Raw genomic sequence first — 22,001 nt, 5'->3', positions numbered from 1 at the left:
GACTTTTATAGAATGGACGTTTCCGAGATTTTAAAGCATTTTTCCACCGATCTGCAGAATGGACTTTCCAGCCAAGAAGCAAAAAGAATGTTAGAACAATACGGTCCCAACGAACTTGAGGAAGGAAAAAGAAGAACAATTTTTCAAATGTTTCTTTCCCAGTTTGCGAACTTTCTCATAATCATACTTTTGGCGGCAGCAGTGATTTCGCTTTTGTTTGGAGAAACGGTGGATGCAATTTTGATAATGGCAATAGTCGTTTTGAATGTGATAATCAGCACTATTCAAGAAGCAAAGGCAGAAAAATCCTTGGCCTTGCTCAAGAAAATGGCAGCTCCGACGGCCAAAGTCATAAGAGATGGCGTAGTTCAAACTGTTCCATCCAGGGAAATTGTTCCAGGTGACGTTGTCATCCTTGAAGCAGGAAACTACGTTCCAGCGGATGGAAGAGTTGTAGAAGCCGTGAATTTGTCGACCAGTGAAGCAGCTTTAACCGGTGAATCTCAACCTGTAGAAAAAATCGTTCAAGCGATCGATGAAGAAAATCTGCCGATTGGCGACAGGAAAAACATGGTTTACTCTGGAACGATTGTGAGCAGGGGAAGAGGCAAAGCTATTGTTACAGCCACCGGAAACGAGACGGAGATAGGAAAAATAGCAAAAGCGCTTTCACAGATGGAAGAAACAAAAACACCGCTGCAAGTTAACTTGGAAAAGCTTGGAAAACAAATAGGAATAATCATCCTTGCCATATGTGCCATTGTGTTTATCGTTGGGACTTTGGAAGGTAATCCCGTTCTTGAGATGTTTTTGACCGCCGTTAGCCTTGCCGTCGCCGCAGTTCCAGAAGGTTTACCAGCTGTGGTTACAATCGTTCTTGCACTTGGAATGTACAACATGGTGAAACGCCATGCGATAATAAGAAAACTTCAAGCTGTTGAAGCATTGGGTTCTGTTAACGTCAGAGGACTTAACAGGAACAGAGTTCATCCAGAGATTAATCGATAAAATGGAGAAACTAAACGTGGAATATATTACTAATGCACATGTCTATTCAATACAATATTCCAAGTTCAATGAGAAAATAACTAGTATCATATCTCCTAAAGGCGTTGCTAAACTAGTTCAGTAAAACTATCATATACGCCACTGGTGCACACGAGAGAAATATCCACGGACTCGGAATAGTTGGTAGCAGAGTAGACGGAGTATACGCAGCGGGGGAAGTACAGACGCTAATGGACATTTACGGAATTCTACCTGGAAAGGAAGTAGTGATCATCGGATCTGGTGATGTAAGATTAATAATGGCCAGGAGGTTTGCACTTGAAGGAGCAAAAGTGAAAGCTGTAGTTGAAATAATGCCTTATCCTGGTGGATTAACGAGAAATATTGTTCAATGTCTATTAGATTTTAATATACCACTATTATTAAGTCACGCGGTAGTGAAAATCATAGGTAGGAAAAGGGTGGAAAAAGTAGTAGTAGCCAAGGTAGATGAAAAATTACGACCTATTGAAGGTACAGAATTTGAAATACCTTGCGACACAGTAATAATTGCAGCTGGATTAAGACCCAATATTGATCTACTAGAGAAGCTGGGAGTTATTATTGATCCATCAACTGGAGGTCCCGTAGTGAATGAACTCTTAGAGACAAATGTACCTGGAATATTTGTCGCTGGAAATGCTCTTGTCGTAAATGATCTTGTGGATTATGTAGTGCTTCAGGGCGAAATAGCGGCTGAAGGAGCATATATATTTGTGACAAATAATGGGATTCCTATATATGATTGGAAACCAATCATAAAGGTCGCAATATAAGGCTTCTTGTTCCACACTATGTAAGTGGAACACGAAACGTTAGAATATATGCTAGGGTGCAATTCCCGGAGAAAAGAGTATTCGTACAAGTACCTGAATTAAAGATGAAAATATACCATAATGCTGTTAGACCAGCCGAAATGATGGTTCTAGACTTGAAAAAGGATGTATTCTCCAATCTACAAGCTGACAAACTTACCTTAGAGGTGGTACTAGTTGGAAAATAATGAAATAGTAGAGAAGGAATTGATATGCATTCTATGTCCTATGAGTTGTACTTTAAAGGTAACTATGAAGGGCAATGAAGTAATCAAAGTTGAAGGATATAATTGCAAGAGGTATTGAGTATGCCAAACAAGAAGTAATCAACCCACAACGATACGTCATGAGCGTTGTAAAGGTTGTTAAGGGAATTCCCTACAGTTTCAGTCATAACTAGCAAACCTGTACCCAAGAGTTGTATAGATGAGGTAATGAAAAGACTCGTTAATGTTGTAGTAGAGGCACCAGTTGAAATAGGACAAGTAATACTAGAAGATATTTGTGGCGTAGATATCATAGCCACGAGGAGAGTTCGGAGAATAAGTAATTAATTAGTACTGTTCATTACACATTATCTTGACATAGTGCATAGGAACGGGATCTATTCCTAAAATAAACCTTTAAATTCTAGTAAAGAGATTACCACAGGCTGGTGGTCAACAATAATGCATGCACTCATTTCGATAGTAGTATTCATAGTTGTAATTTCACTAGTGATATGGGGTAGAATACATAGGTTTTATGCTGGTTTACTCGGAGTAGTTGCTTTATTGATTCTTGGTGTACTTACACCTGAGGATATTATTAGGTATGCTGATTTCAATGTGGCATGTCTACTCATTGGAATGGGTATTATTGCATATTATATGGAGAAGTCTGGAATAGCTGCCTGGATAGCAATTAAATTTGTTAAGAAGGTAGGTAGAGATCCTTTTAAATCCCTCTATATACTATCAGTCGTTGGCTCGCTCATATCAGCTTTACTTGATAATGTATCTACAACTATACTTTTGGCTCCAATAGCCATCAATATTGCTAGAAGCATGGGTGTGAGTATAGTACCATTTGTTGTAGGAGTAGCACTTGGAGCTAATCTAGTAGGTGCAGCATTAATGATAGGAGATCCTCCCAGTATGATGGTTGCTTCAGCGCTTGATTTAAGCTTCACGGACTTCATAGTATTCAAAGGCAAACCAAGTATATTCTTTATTATTATGGTAGCAGTACCTGTAGCATCAGCAACATTATTATTCACAGCACGAAGCTATATTGACAAGAAAAATTCCAACAATAATCTCGTAGTGCCTGATGAAAAACAGTATCTCAAGGATAAAGTACTAATTGCAGAGGTAATATCAGTATTTACATTAGTTGTAATACTACTCAGTATACGCTCTACATACAATATCCCTCTATGGTTCCCTCCACTATTAGGAGCATTGTTAATTACTATTATGAGGATTAGGAGAAATAATGTCCTTGAACCACTACGGGTCTCAGTAGATTGGTTGACAATAGGTTTTATAGTGGAAATGACAATATTAACTGGAGCACTTTATAAGACAGGTGTCATAGATACACTAGCAAGTTATATACACTTATATAGTAGAAATAATATTGTTATTGCATCTTCGATAATAATATGGGCATCTGTTCTGATATCGGCGTTTATTGATAATATTCCCTATTTTGCTACTATGATTCCACTCGTAGTAAAGCTCTCCGAGATTTCTGGAATGAATATCTATACCTTAATGTGGGCATTGTTATTGGGAGGTAGTCTAGGTGGTAATTGTACATATATTGGAGCAGCAGCTAATGCTGTTGCAGTGGGTATCGTAGAAAAAAATGAAAGAAAAGTGACCTTTGTGGAGTTCGTTAAATTAGGAGTACCTCATACCGTAACGGCCGTATTGATTGGACAAATTTTGCATTACATATTATATATTCTTCTCCCATAGAGGCCTCATTATTATTATCTTATATTTGCTTTAAGACTTTCAATACCGCTACCGACTAGCGAGCATATTGATATTATAGCAAGCATTTTTCTTGCCGAGTCGGTGGTGAATCTTAATGTGTATGCATCAAGCCTCTCCATGATATCCCATTCTTCGAGTGCATCAGCTATAAGGGAATCTCTGAATACTAATTCAACTTTATATGGCTTAGTAATTTCTAGCAGTTTAACTTTGTTTTCCTTTACTTTACTCATTGCTTCTGTAACACCCTCTCTGATGGCCTTTTCAATTTGACTGAGACCTGGAGATATGGCACTATACCTAGAAACACCTTTCTTTAATGGTACAAAGACAACCCAAGGAGTGTACACTTCTACTTCTTTTCTTAAATATTCATCTCCAGCAAGGAACGCTACTGGAACACCTTGTTCACTAGCATAGAGACTATTGAGAATATATTCACTTGCCCTTATACCATTAACCCTTATCTCGGAGAATACCCTCCCATTGTACGTATGTTCTAATGTGCCATGTGGAGTACCTGCTGCGGAGTGGTATCCCAGGTAGAAGATAGCATTGAAGGTGCTGTCTAATAGGCTGACCATACTGAATGCCCTGGGGTAGCCTTGTATAATGTTTACTCTACCATCGAGTTCAAGATAATCAATATTAGTCATTAACCCGTGACTATCTGCAACGTATACTTCTGAAGCCCCATTCCTAAAGGCCTCGTCTGCGAGCACATTTGTCAACCTGGTCATTATCCTGGAGGCTCTCTGGAACTGACTACTCCAAGGAGCAGTCATTGTAGGTAGGACCACGCCTGGCAACCCCTCAATATCCACGGATACGTATATCTTCATAGTAGACCCCTAACCTGTTTATAATTGTTTTAATCTAATATATTAGAGCTGATACATAGGCTTACAAACTATGGCCTATTAACCCAGGGCTTTTTAACAGCTTCTTGCAAACTTCGTAAATCTATCCACCGACCTAAATATATTGGAAGCCGTGAATGAGCCGTTGAATGGGGACGAATAAAATTACCTTTTCACTGATGGCTCCGAGGAATAAATAACTCCTTAAAGCTGTAAACTGTGAGCAGAGTGACGAGGAGCGAACCTACTTGGAGCGACATCAAGTATACTAGATACTAGATAAATGAATACGGGGAACCATTTGTAAAATATTGATCTAATCTAGAGTCAACGTGAATGAGTTGGAAGAGTTCTCTTTATTATTGGGCTGTTCCAATTACCATATTTTATCCATAGAATACTTACAATGCCGCCAATGAAGTTACTTATAGTCATGGCCACCCACACACCTATTATTTCCATGTTGAGGATATATGCTAGTATTGAGCCTAATGCTATACGTAGACCCCATATTCTAATGAAACCAATTATTGTTGGTACCAATGTTCTGCCTGAGCCTCTACCAACGGACATTGCTACGAAGAATACAGCGAAGAAAGGCAGGCTCCACATGAAGATATTAATGAATCTTAATGCTTCAGCATAGATCTCTAGATTGTCGGTGAAAGCCCATATAACCCACTCCCTTATAGAGTAAACAAGGACTACACCTACATATGTAGTAACTAATACGAATAGAACAGTTCTCCACGCAATCTTCTTACTCCTTTCCAAGTTGCCTGCTCCTAGATTTTGTCCTATCATTATAGCTACTGGTTGCGTAATCCCCCACATAGTAGCATCCGCTAGATCCATTATAAGGAATCCTATTGCAAAGGCCGCCGCAGCCACTACTCCAAAGGAGTTTACAAGCCTATTCTGGAACATGAATCCAAGACTATTAAACACATGCATAGCTAAAACAGGAGTTCCTATCTTTATCAACATTGCTGGTTACTGATGGTTCGAATTCCGGGTATCTCTTAAGTAATATGTAAAACCCTATAATTACACCTATAAGTCTGCTAATGACCGTTGCTATAGCTGCACCAACCACGCCTAGCCTGGGGAAAGGTCCCTATACCAATAATAAGAAATGGGTCTAGAACAATGTTCATTAGCGCAGATATTACTCCTACTATTGCAGGTGTTCTAGTATCACCTATCGCCTGTAATACAGTAGCATATGTTATTGAGAAGTATGCTAGTAGCAGGTCAAGGGTATTATACTAGCATAATTCCGAATACTACTTCTCTTAAAGCAAAATACAAGACACTAAACAGTACACCCAGTATAAGTGACACAGTGAAGAATTTAGATAAGGTTTCTCTTACCTTATCATACATTCTTGCACCAACGTACTGCGACAACAAAGCAAGATTAGCAGTACTAAGAGCCATGCTTAAAGCATGAAATAACATGAATGTAGGCCATACTTGTCTAGGGGCAGCTATCAACTCACTTGAATACTGTCCAAGCCAGTATGCATCAACAATATGATATGATATGTGTACCAGTTGAACAAGCATCAATGGTACTCCAAGCTTGAGAAGGGTCTTTATTATCGGCCTATCATTATCGACTATTTCATCCCTATATTTTTCAACTATACTCATACCTGCTGCTGGCGTTTTTAAATCACCTTTTCCTTCTGCTGTAATCAATCAAAATAGTGACATTAAAATGTTTTTGAATAACCTCTAATAACAGGTAACTATAACGCTCAGTGGGATAAGAGCACCAAGTATATAGCTGTTATTATCATCACCACTGCTCCAGCTAGCTTGAAGATAGATTCTTTCCCAACAATGAATCTCTGCAGGATCATGGTTCTAGCTGCTCCTATGATCATGAGAAATATTAGTATCAGTGGTGATATAAATAGAAATACGTACAGTGCTGTGAGCGCGGCCCACGTTGCAAAGCCATGTTCTCTTATTACAATATTGTAGACTATGTATAATCCCGCTGTACATGGCAGTAATGTAAATGATGCTATGAAGCCTAGTAGTATTGTGAACAGCACACCTCTCCCCAGGAGCTTATTCAATTGAAGTACATTGATTATTTTACATTCTATTTTGTCTTCACGGCACACTAGTTCATTTGTTCTTCCATTCTTCTCAATAATAATGAGAATAAACATGAATGTAGCGTAGATCAATAAAAGGCCTGCAAGTATTGATACGTGTAGACGAATTGTAATATACCTGATGAATAATCCAAGTATATAGTACCCAGTATACACTGCTATGAGGAAAGATATGCCGATTTTAAAAGCATACTTGATATTACTTATCACAGATGCCAGGAGCGAAATAAACAATGCATATATACACGGGTCAAAAGAGTCTATTAATGCAAACGTCACTATCATGGCTATTAAGCTACTCTACCGGGTTGTTCAACTAGTTAGCCACCTTTATTCATCGTAATAAGCAAATATCTTATTACCAGAGTAAATTAGGAGAGTGATGGGTTAAAAAAACATGAGTAATATATAATCCTCTATGCTGGTTTAACGGAGCTAATTATTCGTAGTCTATTAATAGCGCCTGGTAGTACTTTGAGGGTGTACTCTATATCATCCATGGTGTGATACCTGGATACCTTGAACAATATGCTCTCATGGGCCTCCTCGTGTTTGCGGCCTATTGCTAGTAACACATGGCTTGGCTCTAGTATGCGGCTTGAACAAGCACTACCACTTGAAACATATATTCCATGCAAACTTAGCTCGACTGTTATTGCTTCGCCTTCAACATAGAGAAATGCAACATTAACGTTATTTGCAACTCTTTTATCTCCCAATGGACCATTTACAAGTACGTGGGGTACGTTTTCCAATATGCCTTTGAGAAGCCTATCTCTCAGGGTCTTCACATAGTTAACTCTGCCTTCGAAATCACTGAAGAATAGCTCTATAGCCTTCTTGAAACCTGCTATGGCTGGAACATTTTCTACGCCAGGCCAGTGCTTCTCTACACTGAGTTGACCTTTTATTGGAGAGTCCAGCTCTATTCCTTTTTTCACGTAGAGAGCGCCCACCCCCCCTTGGTCCATGTATTTTATGGCTACTGATTGTTAACAAATCCACGCCTAACTTGTCTACATCGATTGGCATCCATCCGTATGCGTCAGCTGCATCGGTGTGAAATACAAGGTTAGAGTTAATGGTTTTAGCAGTGTCTACTAGTTCGCGTATATTCTGTATTGTTCCGATCTCGTGGTTCACCATTTGTATACTTACTAGTATTGTGTCCTTATCAACATAGTACTTGAGCATCTCCGGGTCTACGAAGCCTTCAGTGTCTACTGGTATACGTTGAACCTGGAATCCGAATAGTTCAGCTAAGTATTCCGCTGGATGTATTACACTGAGATGCTCAATTGCTGATACAATGACTTTGCCCTTTCTCTGTCTATTCTTGAGTAGGTAGCCCATTATAGCTAGGTTATTTGCCTCTGTGCCGCTATGTGTGAACACTATTTCCTCTACATCCTTGGCTCCAATGGTTCTAGCTAGTAATTCCTTTGTCTCGTAAACGATTTCTAGTGCCTCCCATCCAACTTTATGTGTTATTGAGGGGTGACCATATCCTTTTGTATTAAAATATGGTAACATGGCCTCAACTACTTCTGGCGGGACCCATCCACTGTTTTCGAGATCATAGTAGATATGCCTCGGCGGCTCGCCGTGTTCTCTAAGAAGTTCCTTTATCCTACTACTGGGAGATTCCATTATGCTACACTTTTTTCACTGCCCGAGCATACATGGAATCACTATTCAGGTAACCTAGTTCCACTATTTCAAAACCATATCTTGAGAGGTATAGTTTCAAGACAGGGGGTGGAATATCCCTGGACTTGAAATACAGTTTTAGGTTCTTGATTTTATCTCCCATCTCGGATAACTTATTAGCTAGTACTATCACAGGGTGCTGAGTACATGATGAACCAACATTCCTTATATCTAGTTCTATTTCACTCAATTATTTCCCCCTACTGGTGAAGTACTACGTTCATCCAAAGATGTTTTTCGATCAACAGCAGATCAAATCAAATAAAAGTAAAGTGTTGGAGATGCTCTTTAAAGGTGCCGCTTTGTGCAACGATGCGTTTGTAACAGTGAAAGATGGTAAAAGAATCACATCCGGTGATCCAACGGAAGTTGCGTTGGCAGTTGCTGCTTTTGAAAACGGATTTGAAAAAGAACAGCTTGAAAAAACATATCCAAGAGTTTATGAAATACCTTTTGAATCTGAAAGAAAGATGATGACAACGGTTCACCAGTTTGAATCAAAGAAGATAGTTTTCACAAAAGGAGCACCAGATGTCGTTATATCAAAGTGTAGCCATTTCATGGACTATGAGGGACAAATAAAAGAAATGACCCAGGAAGATAGGGTTGAAATCGAAAAGGTTAACTCCCAAATGGCAGAACAGGGTTTAAGAGTGCTTGCCGTGGCCTTCAAATATCTTGAAAGCGAAGATTATTCGAACCTTGAAGATGACTTGATCTTTCTTGGACTTATGGGAATGATCGATCCACCAAGACCTGAGGTTAAAGAAGCTCTTGAAAAGTGCAAGAAAGCTGGTATCGATGTTGTGATGATAACGGGTGATCACAAAATAACTGCAAAAACAATAGCGCAAGAACTAGGAATAATGGATGAAAATGGGATGATACTGACTGGTAAGGAACTCATCGAAATGGACGTGAAAGATTTAGAGGAAGTTGTTGAAAAGGTGAAAGTTTACGCAAGAGTTTCTCCGAGTGATAAACTCAAGATAGTTGAAGCTTTGAAAAGAAAAGGAAAAATCGTTGCGATGACGGGTGACGGCGTCAACGATGCCCCTGCTCTCAAGAGAGCCGACATTGGCGTTGCGATGGGTATCACTGGTACCGATGTTTCAAAGGATGCATCTGAGATGATACTCACCGACGACAATTTTGCAAGCATAGTTGCGGCTATCGAAGAGGGAAGAAAGATTTTTGACAACATCAGAAAGGTGGTTTATTACCTACTTTCGTGCAACATAAGCGAAGTTGCGACTATTTTCATATCGATACTTTTAAGGTTGCCTTTGCCCTTGATACCCGTTCAGATACTGTGGATGAATTTGGTCACAGATGGTCTGCCGGCTCTTGCTTTGGGAGTTGAACCTGCAGAACCTGATATCATGGAAAGACCTCCACGAGATCCAAAGGAAGGAATAATGAACAAACAGGTTTTAACCAGCATATTACTTGGTGGATTGCTTTTGTCGATACTTACGATGTTTGTGTACGGTTGGGCACTTTGGGAGCATGATGAAATCAGGTTGCTTCGAACAATGGTCTTTTTCACACTTTCAACAGGCCAGCTTCTTCACGCGTTTAACTCGAAATCTTTGAAACATTCACTCTTCAAGGTGGGTATAAGAAACAATCCGCGCTTGATCCTTGCTTGTGTGGTTTCCTTCTTGATGCTTTTGGCTGTGATCTACGTACCAGGACTTCAAGAGATATTTGGGACGCATCCGTTGACGGGAATTCAGCTGCTTGTATCGGTAGTTACCGCTTTGTTGATCGTTCCGCTGTATGAGTTGGTAAAACTGTTTTTGAGAAAAAGATACAGCTAAAATTTTTCAGTTTGAATTTTTTCTCAACACTTTTCCAACTCTTGCGTCGGTGTGTTCACCTTTCTCAACGGTGATCACACCGTTCACTATCACATACTCTATCCCTTCTGGGTATCTCTTCGGTTCTTCATGCGTCGCAGTGTCCTTCACCTTGTCAAAATCAAAAACAACTATGTCTGCTGCCATGTTTGGCTTGATCAAACCCCTATCGCTGAGTCCAAGCCTTTGAGCTGGAAAAGACGTCATCTTCCTGATCGCTTCTTCTAAACTTATAACCTCTAGCTCTCTCACATACCTTGCCAAAACCCTTGGAAATGTACCGTAGTTTCTTGGATGAGGATGACCTTTTGAAAGAATTCCATACGGTGCAAGAGCGCTTCCATCAGAGCCTATCATCGAGTATGGACTTGATATAACCTTCTTCACGTCTTCTTCATCCATAGCGAATCTTATCATTCCAACGTGTGCTTTTTCTTCGATTATCAGATCCAAAACCACATCTATCGGTTCTTTGTTCAGTTGATGTGCAATTTGTTGAACGCTTTTTCCTTCACACCATTTGTTCTTGTCGCTGGAAACATAGCTGATGTAGAGATTCTCGTATCCACTGATTCGACGTTGTACTGGGTCTATTTGCTCGGCTATTTTCCGTCTGATTTCGTTGTTTTTCAGCCTTTCGAGCATTTTTTCTTTGCCACCTTCGTGAACCCAACTTGGAAGAATCGAAGCCAAGCTTGTTGAAGTTGCGGTGTAAGGATAAACATCGCAAGTGACATCTATACCATTTTTTCTTGCTTGTTCTATCATTCTCAAGGTTTTTTCAACCTTGCCGTAATTTTGTTTTCCAAAGGCTTTGTGATGTGAAATTTGAACTGAAATGTTGGCTTGTTTTCCAATTTCTATCGTTTCAGCCACGGATTGTTCTAACCAATCACCTTCACTTCTCATATGCGTTGCGTAATAACCACCGTATTTTGCAACAACTTTGCATAGCTCTATTATTTCCTCAACATCGGCAAATGAACCAGGAGGATATAGCAAGCCAGTTGAGATTCCAAATGCCCCTTCTTCCATCGCTTGTTTGACAAGTTCTTTCATCTTTTCCAGTTCATCGGCTGTTGGTTTTCTATTATCGTATCCCATAACCGATTTTCGAATCGTTCCATGACCGATCAACATGGCATAGTTGATGCTTGGTTTTGAGTTTTGTAGAGCATCCAAATACTGTGCAACTATTTGCCAGGTTAGTTTTAATTCATACTCTTCGGTGGCTTTCTTTTGATCTTCGTAAGCTTGACCAAAAACAGGCGCAGCTGAATCTCCACAGTTTCCAACCACTTCGGTTGTGACACCTTGTCTAACTTTGCTTTCGCAACGATAATTGGCCATCGGTTCTAAGTCCGAATGGCTGTGGATGTCTATGAAACCAGGGCAAACAAAAAGCCCACTTACGTCGATTATCCTTTTGGCTTTTTTCTCTTTGATAAAACCGACTTGAATAATTTTTCCATCTTTGACAGCTATATCTCCGTAAAACCAAGGATTGGAAGTTCCATCGATTATCTTGCCGTTTATTATCAAAAGATCGAACATTTTCATCACCTCATGATTGGTAAAGGTAACAAGCAACAAGATGATTTGGTGATACCTCGATCAACCTTGGATGTTCTTTTTTGCAGATTTCCATGGCATAGCGGCATCTTGGGGTAAACCTGCAGCCTTGTGGAGGATTGAATGGACTTGGCACATCTCCTTCCAAGATTATCCTTTGTCTTTTAACCTTTGGATTTGGAATTGGAATAGCTGAAATCAAAGCTTTTGTGTATGGGTGCAATGGATTGGTGTAAAGCTCTTCGCTGTCACAGATTTCTACTATTTTCCCTAGATACATGACGCCTATTCTATGGGAGATATACTTTACAACGTTTAGCTCGTGAGAAATAAAGAGGTAAGATATCTTAAATTTTTCCTGAAGTTCTTCGAGCAAATTGAGTATCTGACTTTGGATGGAGACATCCAAAGCCGAGACAGGTTCATCACAAACGATCAAATCTGGATTTGTTGCCAGAGCTCTTGCTATGCTTATTCTTTGCCTTTGACCGCCGGAAAACTCATGGGGATACCTTCTCATATGTTCAGGGGCAAGTCCAACCATTTCCAGAAGTTCCTTCACTCTCTCTTCAAGCTCTTTTCCCTTCGCTATACCGTGATAATCCAAAGCCTCTCCGATAATTTCTTTAACTGTAAGCCTTGGATTGAGAGAACTGTATGGATCTTGAAAAACTATTTGCATTTTAGGCCTTAACTTTCTAAGTTCTTTTTGCTTGAGTTTAGTTATGTCGATCCCGTTGAAGATGATTTCTCCCTTTGTTGGTTCAACAAGCCTTAAGATGCACCTTGCGGTCGTGGTTTTTCCACAACCACTTTCTCCGACTAAGCCAAGTGTTTGTCCTTCGTATATTTCAAAATCCACTTCATCAACTGCTTTCACGTAACCAAGGATTTTGTTTTGAAAAATCCCTGTCTTTACTGGGAACCATTTTACAAGTCCTCGCACTTCAACAACTTTTCGCAAACTCAATGGTGTTCACCTCCTCGGGTTCTGAGCCACGTAGGAAGCATCTAACTTTTCTTCCGTTGTCCTGCAAAGTGAGTGATGGGACCTTTTCTGAGCATATCTTTTTTGCAAATTCACATCTTGGATGAAAGCGACATCCAGAAGGTGGATCCAAAAGATTTGGAACCGTTCCTGGGATTGTGTACAACTTACTGCCTTTCTTTGACTCCAAGCTTGGTATAGATTTCAAGAGTGCTTCGGTGTAAGGATGAAGAGGTTTTTCAAAAAGTTCCTTGCAGGGTGATTCCTCCACAAGTTGTCCTGCATACATTACAAAGACGCGACTCGTCATTTCCGCAACTATTCCAAGATTGTGGGTTATCAACAATACACTCATGTTGAATTGTTTTTTCAAATCCGATATCAATTCTAAAGGAGGTGTCAACTTAAGCCGGGAAATACGATAAAATAAACGGGAACCAACTCTTCTCACCGAAAGGAGGTTCCCGTGAATATGAAAGTTACAACAACAAATATCACCGAGTACCTATACCAAATTATACCAAACCTTTTTCAAAGACAAAGAGTTCCACATGAGGCGAAAGTATGAACTTGCATTAAGGAAGGCAGCAGCCATAATTGGAGTCAGTCATGAAGCCTTGAGGAAATGGTGGACAAGGATGAATGCTGAGAAGATAGAAGGCAAAGCAGTAGTAGCTATAGACGAGATGAAGGTGAACATAAATGAGGTTAAGAGGAAGAAAGTGATCTATGCGTTGGTCAGTAAGACACGAGAGAAAGGCAAAGCAGGGCCATGGTACTGGGAAGCGAGAAAAAAGAATATGGGATATTGGGAACACGAGCATGAGAGGTTTGGGGAAAGAAGTCTTGTTGAGAGTGTGATAGGGATAAAAAGGTACAGGCTGAGGCGTTTTAACATAAGCAGGTTATGGTACAAGAGGAGGGATGAGGACATAGTTAAGTGGCTATTTCCATTTCTTCTATTAGTGCAGTTTTCCTTCTTAAGTTGACAGGTCCTCTAAAATTTGAGCTTGTATTGTAACATCGAGAGCGGTGGTGGGTTCATCTGCGATCAAAAGTTTTGGGTTGCAAGCCAAAGCCATTGCTATCATCACTCTTTGTCGCATGCCACCTGAAAGTTGGTGCGGATATTCGTAGTATCTTTTCTCTGGATTGGGTATTTTCACAAGCTTTAACATCTCGATGGTCATTTGCTTTGCCTCTTCTTTTGAGGCTTTTTTTGTGAACAATTATTGCTTCGGAAATTTGCTTTCCTATTGTGTAAACTGGGTTCAACGACGTCATAGGTTCTTGAAAGATCATTGAGATTTTTCCACCTCTGATTTGCCTCATTTCTTCTTCTGATTTTTTGAGCAAGTTTTCTCCTTCGAATATTATTTCTCCACTTTTAATTCTCGCTGGAGGTGTTGGCAGAAGTCTCATTATGGCAAGTGCTACGGTGGATTTACCGCAACCAGATTCTCCAACCATTCCGACAGTTTCCCCTTCGTTTATGTGTAAAGTTACTCTGTCAACGGCGTGAACTGTTCCTGCAAAAGTTGCGAACTCAACACTTAAATTTCTAATTTCAAGCAGTTTATTCTCTCCCACGATGTTCCCTCCATTTATGGAAGGATCCTTCTAGCTCCAATGTATCTAAGATCCAAGCTTTGGGAATAATCGGGAGCAGAAGGATCAAAACTGTTTATAGCAACACCGTTACTTCCGGAGTGGATGTACTTCATATCGCCAATGTAAATTCCAACGTGTGAGGGACCAGGTTTGTAGGTTTGGAAAAAGACCAAATCTCCCGGTTTTAGTTCCTTTCTATCCATGATCGGTATGCCTTGTTCGAATTGCATGTCGGCGTCCCTTCTTAGGAAATAACCTGCCATCTTGAAGCAAAACTGCGTAAAACCAGAACAATCAAAACCATAGGCAGTTGTTCCACCCCAAAGGTAAGGTAAGCCCAGGTATTGCTTGGCTATCTCGATTATGTATTGAGCATCTCTTTTCTCGCTGAAAGCAGCATCGCGCGTGGGGAAGACTTTTATGTCTTGACTTTTCACGTAAATTTCTCTGCCACCTGGAACTAAAAGTTTTGACCATCTTTCATCATGTTCAAGGATTGGTAGCAAAGTACCTTGGACTAATTGCTTATCGAAGGCCACAACACCGTCTAAACTGGCGAATGCTGGCGTCATCTTGGCTGTTATCAAGGCAAATTTGTTGGAAAGAAATTTGTTTAACTCTTTTTCGTCGCAAATCCATATTCTCTCGCCGTAAACCCATCCAAGGTAGTTGTCTTCCATTTGAACAAGGTACCATCCTTCTTTCTCGTCAAAAAGTTTCAAAAGCTCACCCATTCGCGCTTGTGTAACAACATGTTTGCCCTGATCTTTCCACGGAGCTTCTCCAAGGTTCAAAACAGGAACAGCCACCACAGCGCAAATCTTCTCGCCAAGTTTTTTTGATGGAAGCTGTTCTACCTTGATTTCAACGTTTAAGAACCTTGTTTGAATCTCGTTTAGAATCTTTTCTTTGACATTGATATCACTTATTTTTCCTTCCAAAACAACTTTTCCACTTTCTTCCTTCACGTTTAATACAAACACGGTTTCCCTTGGATCGATTTTCATTTCCTTTCTCAGCAGTTCAACCGTTTTTTTAACGTTTTCTACGACTTCCCCAATTTTTGTACTTTCCATTTTTTGATCACTCCCAAAATAAAGTGTTGAAAGGATCATCAGAGAAATTATCACCAACATTTTGTACTTCATCTTTCGACCTCCTATCATTGCCTCATCCTTGGGTCAAGGACATCTCTTAACCCATCGCCAAGCAAATTGAACGCAAAAACGCTGAGCATGATGGCAATACCTGGCCAGACCGAGTAGAGTGGATTAACTCGAAGATAAGGCCTTGCTGCATATATCATGTTTCCCCAACTTGGCGTTGGTGGCAGGATGCCCAAGCCAAGGAATGAAAGAGAAGCTTCGGTTAAAATCGCGGATGGGATACCAAGTGTCACGGAAACTATTATTACACCTATACAGTTTGGAAGAATATGCTTTACGATTATCCTGAAATCAGACAACCCCTGGGCTTTTGCTGCTTCGATGTATTCGGTTTCCTTTATCGCTAATACTTGGCTTCTTATCAACCTTGCTCTGCTAGCCCATCCAAGTACTGAAATAGCGATGAATAGGTTGTAAATACCAGGACCAAGGGCAAACATTATTCCAATGTAAAACAAAAGATCCGGAAAGGCAAAGAGTATATCAACAACTCGCATTATTATCATATCGATTTTGCCTCCGTAATAACCTGCTATAGCTCCCATCGCAATTCCTATTACTGTAACTATTGCCTGTGTCAAAATTCCTATGCTCAACGAAATCCTTGAACCGTAAATTATCCTGGAAAATATATCTCTTCCAAACTCATCAGAACCAAGTATGTAAATTCCATTTTTGCAAATTCTCGAAGGTGATCCAGGAGGCTTTAGACGATTGTCAAGATCTATTTTGTTTGGGTCTGCTGGAGCTATTAGGGGGGCAAAAATTGCCATCAGCGTGAAAATGATTATCACCACGAGTCCAAACATAGCCGGCTTTTTCTTTTTAAGTCTTCTCCAAACATCCTTCCAGTAAGAAATTTGAACAGTTTTTACGTTTTTTTCCATAGCTTTTGTCCCCCTTTATTGAAGCCTAACTCTTGGGTCGAGGAAGGCGTACGATATGTCAACGATTAAGTTGGCCAACGTGTAAACAACTGCCGTGAATAGAACTGTACCCTGAACGAGTGGATAATCACGGTTCGAGAGTGCCAGTATGGACAACCTTCCTAAGCCAGGTATGGCGAAGATCGTTTCCACCAGAAAAGATCCAGTTAGCAATCCCCCTATTTGCATTCCAATAATGGTTACCACAGGTATCAATGCATTTTTAAGTGCATGCCCAAAAATCACAGCTCTTTCTGAAAGACCTTTAGCCCTTGCGGTTCGAATGTAATCTTGTCTTATGACGTCAAGAAGAGTGCTTCTGGTGTATCTAGCAATCGATGCAGCAAATCTTATTCCCAAGACAAAAGCTGGTAATATCATGTGTTTCCACGTGCCGTAACCAGATATTGGAAACCATTTTAGTTTAAGGCCGAAGATCAGTTGAAAAACCACCGCAACCCAGAAAACAGGCGCACTAATGCCGGCTAAAGCTATTATTCTTGCTGTATGGTCAAAAATTGTATCTTGTTTAACCGCTGATATTATTCCCACGATTATTCCAATCACGATTGCCACACTTGCTGAAGTCAGCGCGAGTTTCACCGTAGTGGGGAAAGTATCCATTATCATTTTCATAACAGGTTGGTTGGTTTTGAATGAGCGTCCAAGGTCACCACGCATGGCGTTGAAGATAAATCTTCCAAATTGAACGATTATTGGATCATCCAAGCCAAGTTGTTTTCTAATTCTCTCTATGGTGGCAGGATCAGCGTGCTTACCAACCATTTCCAGCACAGGATCTCCTGGTACAACGTTCAGCAATATGAAAGTGATCAAAGAGACTCCAAGCAAGACTGGAATCGCGAGAATAAGTCTTCGCACGATGTAAGACAACACAGGTTTTCCACCCCTTTTAATAAAGGGGGAGATGACCTCCCCCTTTAATTCACAGAAAAGTTTTCATTCTTTCCAAGCGTACGTGTAAACCGTTATACCAGTTGGATGCCTGAACAATCCTTTGACGTTTTTCTGGGTTGCAAGAAGGTTTTTCAGGTGGAACAACGGTATTATCGCAACATCTTCTCTTAGAATGATGTATTCGATCTCTCTGTACATCTGAATCCTCTTGTTTTGATCAGGTTCTATTCTCGCCTTTTCCAGCATATCTTGAACCAGTGCGTTGTTGTAACCAGACGACATCATGTTATCCCTGGCGAAAAAGACATACAGATAGTTATCCGGATCTGGTATGTCAGCCCACCAGTTTCCATAGTTTGCGGGAATTTTTCCTTTGCGGCGGGCATCTCTGAATGCGGCACTTTCGACTGGTATTATTTCAAGATCTATTCCAACTTCTCTTGCCATTGCCTGGATTATGATGTTTGGATCTGAGAGTGTATCTCCACCCCACTGCCACGCTTGCACTTTGACACTAACACCGTCCTTTATCAGCTCTTGTACAAGTCTTTTTGCTTCTTCTGGATTGTATTCGTAAGCTGGTCCTTTACCAAGTTCATACGCACCAGGTATACCGGGTGTAACAAAACTTGTTGCAACAGTTGCACGCGGTCCAAAAATGCTTTTTGCCAATTTTTCCTTGTCTATAGCCATTGCCATGGCTTTTCTGAGTCTGACATCTGACCACATTGGATCGCTCATGTTCATCAAGAAATAGTACGTGTTCAACGCGACCGTCTCGATAATGTTGAATTTTCCACTTGCTTTGATTCTTTCATATTCGATGACTGGTATAACGCAGACATCAAGAGTACCATTTTCAAATTCCATCAAAGCTGTTGTTGTGTCGGGAACAATTCTTATGTGAATGCCATCCAAGTATGGAAGGCCAGGTTCAAAGTAATATGGATTTCGCTCAAGTACTATTTCAGTTTGTGGGACATATTGCTTTAGTCTGAAAGGTCCTGTACCAATTGGATTAAGCTTCCAATTTTCTCCAGCAGCTTTTACAAGTTTTTCAGAATATATCGATGCACCTGGCACTGCTAGATTGTAAATGAATGGTGAATAGGGCTTCTCAAGGATTATCTGGAATCTGTAGTTGTCGATCTTCTTGAAACCTTCTATGGATGTTGCTTTTCCCGCCATGAAATCTTTTGCACCAAGTATCATGTCGAACAACCAAGCGCTCAACCCTTTTCCTTTTGGATCAAGCATTCTTTCGATTGTGAATCTCACATCGTCAGAAGTCAACTCAGTTTTTCCGTCATGGAATTTAACACCTTTCTTCAGTTCGAACGTGTAAACAAGACCATCCTCTGAAACTTCTGGCATTTTGGCAAGAAGCTCTGGCTCAAGTTCCAAGGTTTCTCCTTTGTAGCGAACTAAAGTGCTGAAAAGAAGCCTTCCAAGTGTGTAGACGGATAGCAAAGTGCTTTCTTGAACGTCGAATCCAAGCGGGTCACTGGTTAAATAATCGTAAAGAATGCCACCTCTTTTTGGTTGAGAAGCTGAGAACCCAACTGTGTACACTGTTAATACTGAAAGCAGGATAAAAACAGTTACAAACTTTCTCACACCAAACACCCCCTTAAGATTTTTTTGGGTACTTTGACCTAAATTGAACTCAAACCAGACGACAAATCAGTTGTTCCAAATCACCGCAAAGAAAATCAATCAACGGTATTTCTAATAAGGTATAACACCCTGGTTTTTGTTTCAAACTTGCCCTTGCCGCTGCCACCATAACTTGTGCTGTAGCAGCCGGATTGTTGATACTCATTGTGAATTCCATTCTTTGATTGTGCGCACTTGCCGATACACCTTTTCTTTCTATCTTCACCCCATGTCCCATGTCAACAAGGCTTGAAACATCGTTAACCTTATATACATACGTTTCATCGTGTGAAAAGTATGGATCGCTCAAGATCTTTTCTGCCACCTTCTCAAACTCGTACCCATCTTTCACCCTCACGTACACAACTCTTTTGTGCTGTCCCATCCCTTTTGGTATGGTTATCGAAATCGCATCTTCCACACCTTCTATTGCCTTCACAGCAACTGTGTGCCCCATGCTCATCCCAGGTCCAAAGTTCGTATATGTTATCCCCCTCGGTGCTATTACTTCCATCAAAGCCCTTACTATCGAATCTGTCCCTGGATCCCATCCAGCTGCGATCACAGCCACAACTTTGTTCTCCTTCGCAACAACGTCGAGATTTCTCCTAAGTCTCACTATCCCTTCAGCGTGAATATCGTAAGCATCGACTGTGTTCATTCCCATCTTCAAATAAAGTGGGGCAACTTCAGGTATCAACCTACTGCCTATGGCCAATATTGCAACATCCACATTGCCAAGTTCTTTAACTTGCTCGAAGGTGACAACTGGAATATCCTTTATCTTTTTTCTAAGGTCATTCACTACGTGAGGCTGTTCAACTATTCCAACAAGTTCCATGTCTGGGCTTTCTTGAACTGCAGTGACGACTTCCTTGCCAACTCGCCCGCAACCAACGACGAGAACCTTTGTTTTCGGCACAGCAATACCCCCACGGCTGAGGCTTGGTATTCAATTTCGAAAATTTGTTATACCATTTTTACCTTATGTCATATTATACATTCTTTTTGCAACATTTGCAAGAAAAAATTATACTTCTTCTTCCTTTGTAAAAAGCACATTTCTTTTCATTTGGTTTCTCGTTTTCAGCGATTTTTCAACGTGGAATTTCTCTCCGGTTATCGGATCCATCTCGGTGTAATACATTGCTGTGCTCAGGGTACCTGGTGTTGGGGTGAAGATTTGAATTTGCTGTGGACGATAACCAAGGTGTTTTTCTATGAAATCGTGTAAATAATTGTTCTCTTTTAAAGATTCCCCAGGATGGGCGACTATGAAATAGCCTATCACGTACCTTTTTTCTCCCATCTTTCTTGCTTCGGTTTCGAAAATCTTTTTGAATTTCAAAAACAGTTCAACAGGTGGTTTTCTCATAAGTCGAAGAACATCTGGATGAGCATGTTCAGGGGCTAGTTTCAGCTGACCCGGTGTAAATTCGACAAGTCTTCGAATGATGTTGAGATAATCTTTATCGTGAAGTATAAGGTCATGTCTTAAACCGGAGGAAACATAAACATGCTTTACACCTGGTACTGATTTGACCTTCTCCAAAAGTGAAAGAAATCTATCGTGATCCGGTAAAGAAAGGTTGCAAGGATTTGGGTGAAGACAGAATTTTCCACACTGACCTTTTTCGCTTCTTGTTTTGCAGAATGCCCCGTACATGTTGGCAGTAGGTCCACCTACATCGGTGATTGTTCCTTTGAAATTTTCGTGCTTTGTCAAGATCTTGGTTTCTTCCAAAATCGATTCTTCACTTCTTGAAACAACATGCGTTCCCTGATGGTGCGTTAAAGCACAGAAGGAACACATACCATAACAGCCACGGACTGCCGTTATGGAAAACTGTATCATGTCTATTGCAGGGACATGTCCCTGAGCTTCGTAATATGGATGTACCTTTCTTTCGAAGGGAAGCAGATACAACTTGTCAAACTCTTCTTGTTCAAGCGGAAACTGTGGGGGATTTTGAACAACGTAGCGTGTGTCTTGCTTTTGGTAAAGGACAATGTTTTTCATTGGATCTGTCAAATAAAGTTGCATTTTTGCCATTTTGGCGTACGCTTCTTTGTTGATAGATATTTCTTCAAAACTTGGAAGTTCAATCCCTTCTTGAGGTTTTTTGCTCGTCCAGTAAACTATCCCACGCAAACTTTTACACGCTTCTATATCTTCGGTTTTGGAAAGTGTTTCGGCTATTTGTAGCAGAGTTTTTTCTCCCATGCCGTACACCAATAGGTCTGCTTTGCTGTCCACAAGAATTGACTTTCTGATCTTGTCAGACCACCAATCGTAATGTGCGAATCTTCTAAGACTTGCCTCAATTCCACCTATGATTATTGGAACCTTTGGAAAGAACCTTTTGATCAAGTTGCAGTAAACAATTACAGCACGATCTGGTCTTCTGTTGTTAACTCCGCCAGGTGTGTACTCGTCGCTTTTTCTTTTTTTCATTGAAGCGGTGTAATTTGCAACCATTGAATCGACGTTTCCAGCGGTGACGCCGAAAAACAACCTTGGCCTTCCAAGCCTTGTGATGTCTTTACCACTCTGCCAATCTGGTTGAGCTATTATTCCAACCTTGTAACTTTTTGAAACTAAATAGTGCCCAAGCAAGGCAACACCAAAGGATGGATGATCGACGTAAGCATCACCCGTGACGAATATGATGTCAAGTTCTTTCCAACCGAGTTTTTCCATTTCCTCACGAGTTGTTGGAAGGAACATGAAAGACTTCACCCCAAAGATAGGC

The 22,001-nt window shown here is 40.5% G+C and carries 22 protein-coding genes and 2 pseudogenes; 7 read left to right on the top strand and 17 right to left on the bottom strand.

Annotated elements, in window-relative coordinates; translation table 11 throughout:
• Positions 1–12: 12 nt before the first annotated feature.
• The 5 genes and pseudogenes from THETH_RS06750 to THETH_RS06735 all read left to right on the top strand — a co-directional run bounded on the left by THETH_RS06750 (position 13) and on the right by THETH_RS06735 (position 3,826).
• Positions 13–1,008 (top strand): cation-translocating P-type ATPase, encoded by a 996-nt coding sequence (locus tag THETH_RS06750; protein WP_052295978.1) that lies wholly within the window; start codon positions 13–15, stop codon positions 1,006–1,008.
• A 128-nt stretch (positions 1,009–1,136) separates the two neighbouring features.
• On the top strand, positions 1,137–1,823 hold the full coding sequence (locus tag THETH_RS10530; protein ID WP_211205295.1) for an NAD(P)/FAD-dependent oxidoreductase: 687 nt from the start codon (positions 1,137–1,139) through the stop codon (positions 1,821–1,823).
• A gap of 267 nt (positions 1,824–2,090) precedes the next feature.
• On the top strand, positions 2,091–2,168 hold the full coding sequence (locus THETH_RS11085; RefSeq protein ID WP_407635687.1) for a hypothetical protein: 78 nt from the start codon (positions 2,091–2,093) through the stop codon (positions 2,166–2,168).
• A gap of 40 nt (positions 2,169–2,208) precedes the next feature.
• Positions 2,209–2,416: pseudogene (locus THETH_RS11080) on the top strand (DUF1667 domain-containing protein).
• A 114-nt stretch (positions 2,417–2,530) separates the two neighbouring features.
• Positions 2,531–3,826, top strand: coding sequence for an ArsB/NhaD family transporter (locus THETH_RS06735; protein ID WP_013932607.1), 1,296 nt, complete (start codon positions 2,531–2,533; stop codon positions 3,824–3,826).
• Between the two features lie 14 nt (positions 3,827–3,840).
• Here THETH_RS06735 and THETH_RS06730 read toward each other — a convergent pair whose 3' ends face one another.
• The 7 genes from THETH_RS06730 to THETH_RS06710 form a co-directional block, all read right to left on the bottom strand.
• On the bottom strand, positions 3,841–4,689 hold the full coding sequence (locus tag THETH_RS06730) for a M55 family metallopeptidase (protein ID WP_013932606.1): 849 nt from the start codon (positions 4,687–4,689) through the stop codon (positions 3,841–3,843).
• 345 nt (positions 4,690–5,034) lie between these two features.
• Entirely contained in the window at positions 5,035–5,694 is a 660-nt protein-coding gene (locus THETH_RS10325) for an MATE family efflux transporter (protein WP_052295976.1), read from the bottom strand.
• Between the two features lie 276 nt (positions 5,695–5,970).
• Positions 5,971–6,363, bottom strand: a complete 393-nt coding sequence (locus tag THETH_RS10320) for an MATE family efflux transporter (protein ID WP_211205254.1) — start codon at positions 6,361–6,363, stop codon at positions 5,971–5,973.
• 107 nt (positions 6,364–6,470) lie between these two features.
• Positions 6,471–7,124 carry a hypothetical protein gene (locus THETH_RS06720; RefSeq protein ID WP_013932605.1) on the bottom strand — a complete coding sequence of 218 codons (654 nt, stop codon included), beginning with the start codon at positions 7,122–7,124 and terminating at the stop codon, positions 6,471–6,473.
• A gap of 131 nt (positions 7,125–7,255) precedes the next feature.
• Positions 7,256–7,672: an aminotransferase class V-fold PLP-dependent enzyme gene (locus THETH_RS10995; protein WP_281012966.1), complete on the bottom strand. Its 417-nt coding sequence runs from the start codon at positions 7,670–7,672 to the stop codon at positions 7,256–7,258.
• Entirely contained in the window at positions 7,653–8,489 is an 837-nt protein-coding gene (locus THETH_RS10990; RefSeq protein ID WP_211205253.1) for a cysteine desulfurase family protein, read from the bottom strand. The genes THETH_RS10995 and THETH_RS10990 overlap by 20 nt, the downstream gene beginning before the upstream one ends.
• Before the next feature lie 4 nt (positions 8,490–8,493).
• A complete protein-coding gene (locus tag THETH_RS06710) occupies positions 8,494–8,739 on the bottom strand; it encodes a hypothetical protein (RefSeq protein ID WP_013932604.1) in 246 nt (81 codons plus the stop codon).
• Positions 8,740–8,830: 91 nt separating this feature from the next.
• Between THETH_RS06710 and THETH_RS06705 the strand changes: the two genes are divergently transcribed.
• Positions 8,831–10,372: a cation-translocating P-type ATPase gene (locus THETH_RS06705; protein WP_245530470.1), complete on the top strand. Its 1,542-nt coding sequence runs from the start codon at positions 8,831–8,833 to the stop codon at positions 10,370–10,372.
• A 6-nt stretch (positions 10,373–10,378) separates the two neighbouring features.
• Here the strand turns inward: THETH_RS06705 and THETH_RS06700 are convergent, their stop codons facing one another.
• The 3 genes from THETH_RS06700 to THETH_RS06690 are packed head-to-tail and all read right to left on the bottom strand — an operon-like array spanning position 10,379 to position 13,314.
• Positions 10,379–11,965, bottom strand: a complete 1,587-nt coding sequence (locus THETH_RS06700) for an N-acyl-D-amino-acid deacylase family protein (protein WP_013932603.1) — start codon at positions 11,963–11,965, stop codon at positions 10,379–10,381.
• 10 nt (positions 11,966–11,975) lie between these two features.
• A complete protein-coding gene (locus THETH_RS06695) occupies positions 11,976–12,953 on the bottom strand; it encodes an ABC transporter ATP-binding protein (protein ID WP_013932602.1) in 978 nt (325 codons plus the stop codon).
• On the bottom strand, positions 12,931–13,314 hold the full coding sequence (locus THETH_RS06690; RefSeq protein ID WP_211205252.1) for an ABC transporter ATP-binding protein: 384 nt from the start codon (positions 13,312–13,314) through the stop codon (positions 12,931–12,933). Before THETH_RS06690 ends, THETH_RS06695 begins: the two co-directional genes overlap by 23 nt.
• A gap of 208 nt (positions 13,315–13,522) precedes the next feature.
• Here THETH_RS06690 and THETH_RS10925 point away from each other — a divergent pair, with 208 nt between their 5' ends.
• A complete protein-coding gene (locus tag THETH_RS10925) occupies positions 13,523–13,960 on the top strand; it encodes a hypothetical protein (protein ID WP_013932601.1) in 438 nt (145 codons plus the stop codon).
• On the opposite strand, the pseudogene THETH_RS06680 reads toward THETH_RS10925, so the two are convergent.
• From THETH_RS06680 to THETH_RS06650, 7 genes and pseudogenes are all read right to left on the bottom strand, one after another.
• Positions 13,952–14,441: pseudogene (locus THETH_RS06680) on the bottom strand (ABC transporter ATP-binding protein). The gene THETH_RS10925 and the pseudogene THETH_RS06680 sit on opposite strands and share 9 nt — an antisense overlap.
• Before the next feature lie 134 nt (positions 14,442–14,575).
• On the bottom strand, positions 14,576–15,730 hold the full coding sequence (locus tag THETH_RS06675) for a C40 family peptidase (RefSeq protein WP_013932600.1): 1,155 nt from the start codon (positions 15,728–15,730) through the stop codon (positions 14,576–14,578).
• 14 nt (positions 15,731–15,744) lie between these two features.
• Entirely contained in the window at positions 15,745–16,635 is an 891-nt protein-coding gene (locus THETH_RS06670) for an ABC transporter permease (RefSeq protein ID WP_013932599.1), read from the bottom strand.
• A gap of 15 nt (positions 16,636–16,650) precedes the next feature.
• Positions 16,651–17,571 carry a nickel ABC transporter permease gene (nikB, locus tag THETH_RS06665; protein WP_013932598.1) on the bottom strand — a complete coding sequence of 307 codons (921 nt, stop codon included), beginning with the start codon at positions 17,569–17,571 and terminating at the stop codon, positions 16,651–16,653.
• Between the two features lie 63 nt (positions 17,572–17,634).
• Positions 17,635–19,209, bottom strand: coding sequence for an ABC transporter substrate-binding protein (locus THETH_RS06660; RefSeq protein ID WP_013932597.1), 1,575 nt, complete (start codon positions 19,207–19,209; stop codon positions 17,635–17,637).
• A 49-nt stretch (positions 19,210–19,258) separates the two neighbouring features.
• Positions 19,259–20,170: a diaminopimelate dehydrogenase gene (locus tag THETH_RS06655; protein WP_013932596.1), complete on the bottom strand. Its 912-nt coding sequence runs from the start codon at positions 20,168–20,170 to the stop codon at positions 19,259–19,261.
• A gap of 108 nt (positions 20,171–20,278) precedes the next feature.
• The gene (locus THETH_RS06650) at positions 20,279–21,976 is read right to left on the bottom strand and encodes a YgiQ family radical SAM protein (RefSeq protein ID WP_013932595.1); all 1,698 of its coding nucleotides are present in this window, start codon (positions 21,974–21,976) and stop codon (positions 20,279–20,281) included.
• Positions 21,977–22,001 lie beyond the last annotated feature (25 nt).

Origin of the sequence: Pseudothermotoga thermarum DSM 5069 (genome assembly GCF_000217815.1) — a bacterium.
In the GTDB taxonomy this organism is placed as follows: domain Bacteria; phylum Thermotogota; class Thermotogae; order Thermotogales; family DSM-5069; genus Pseudothermotoga; species Pseudothermotoga thermarum.
The sequence above is the reverse complement of the archived record's forward strand: the minus strand, read 5'-3'. Positions and strand labels throughout refer to the sequence as shown.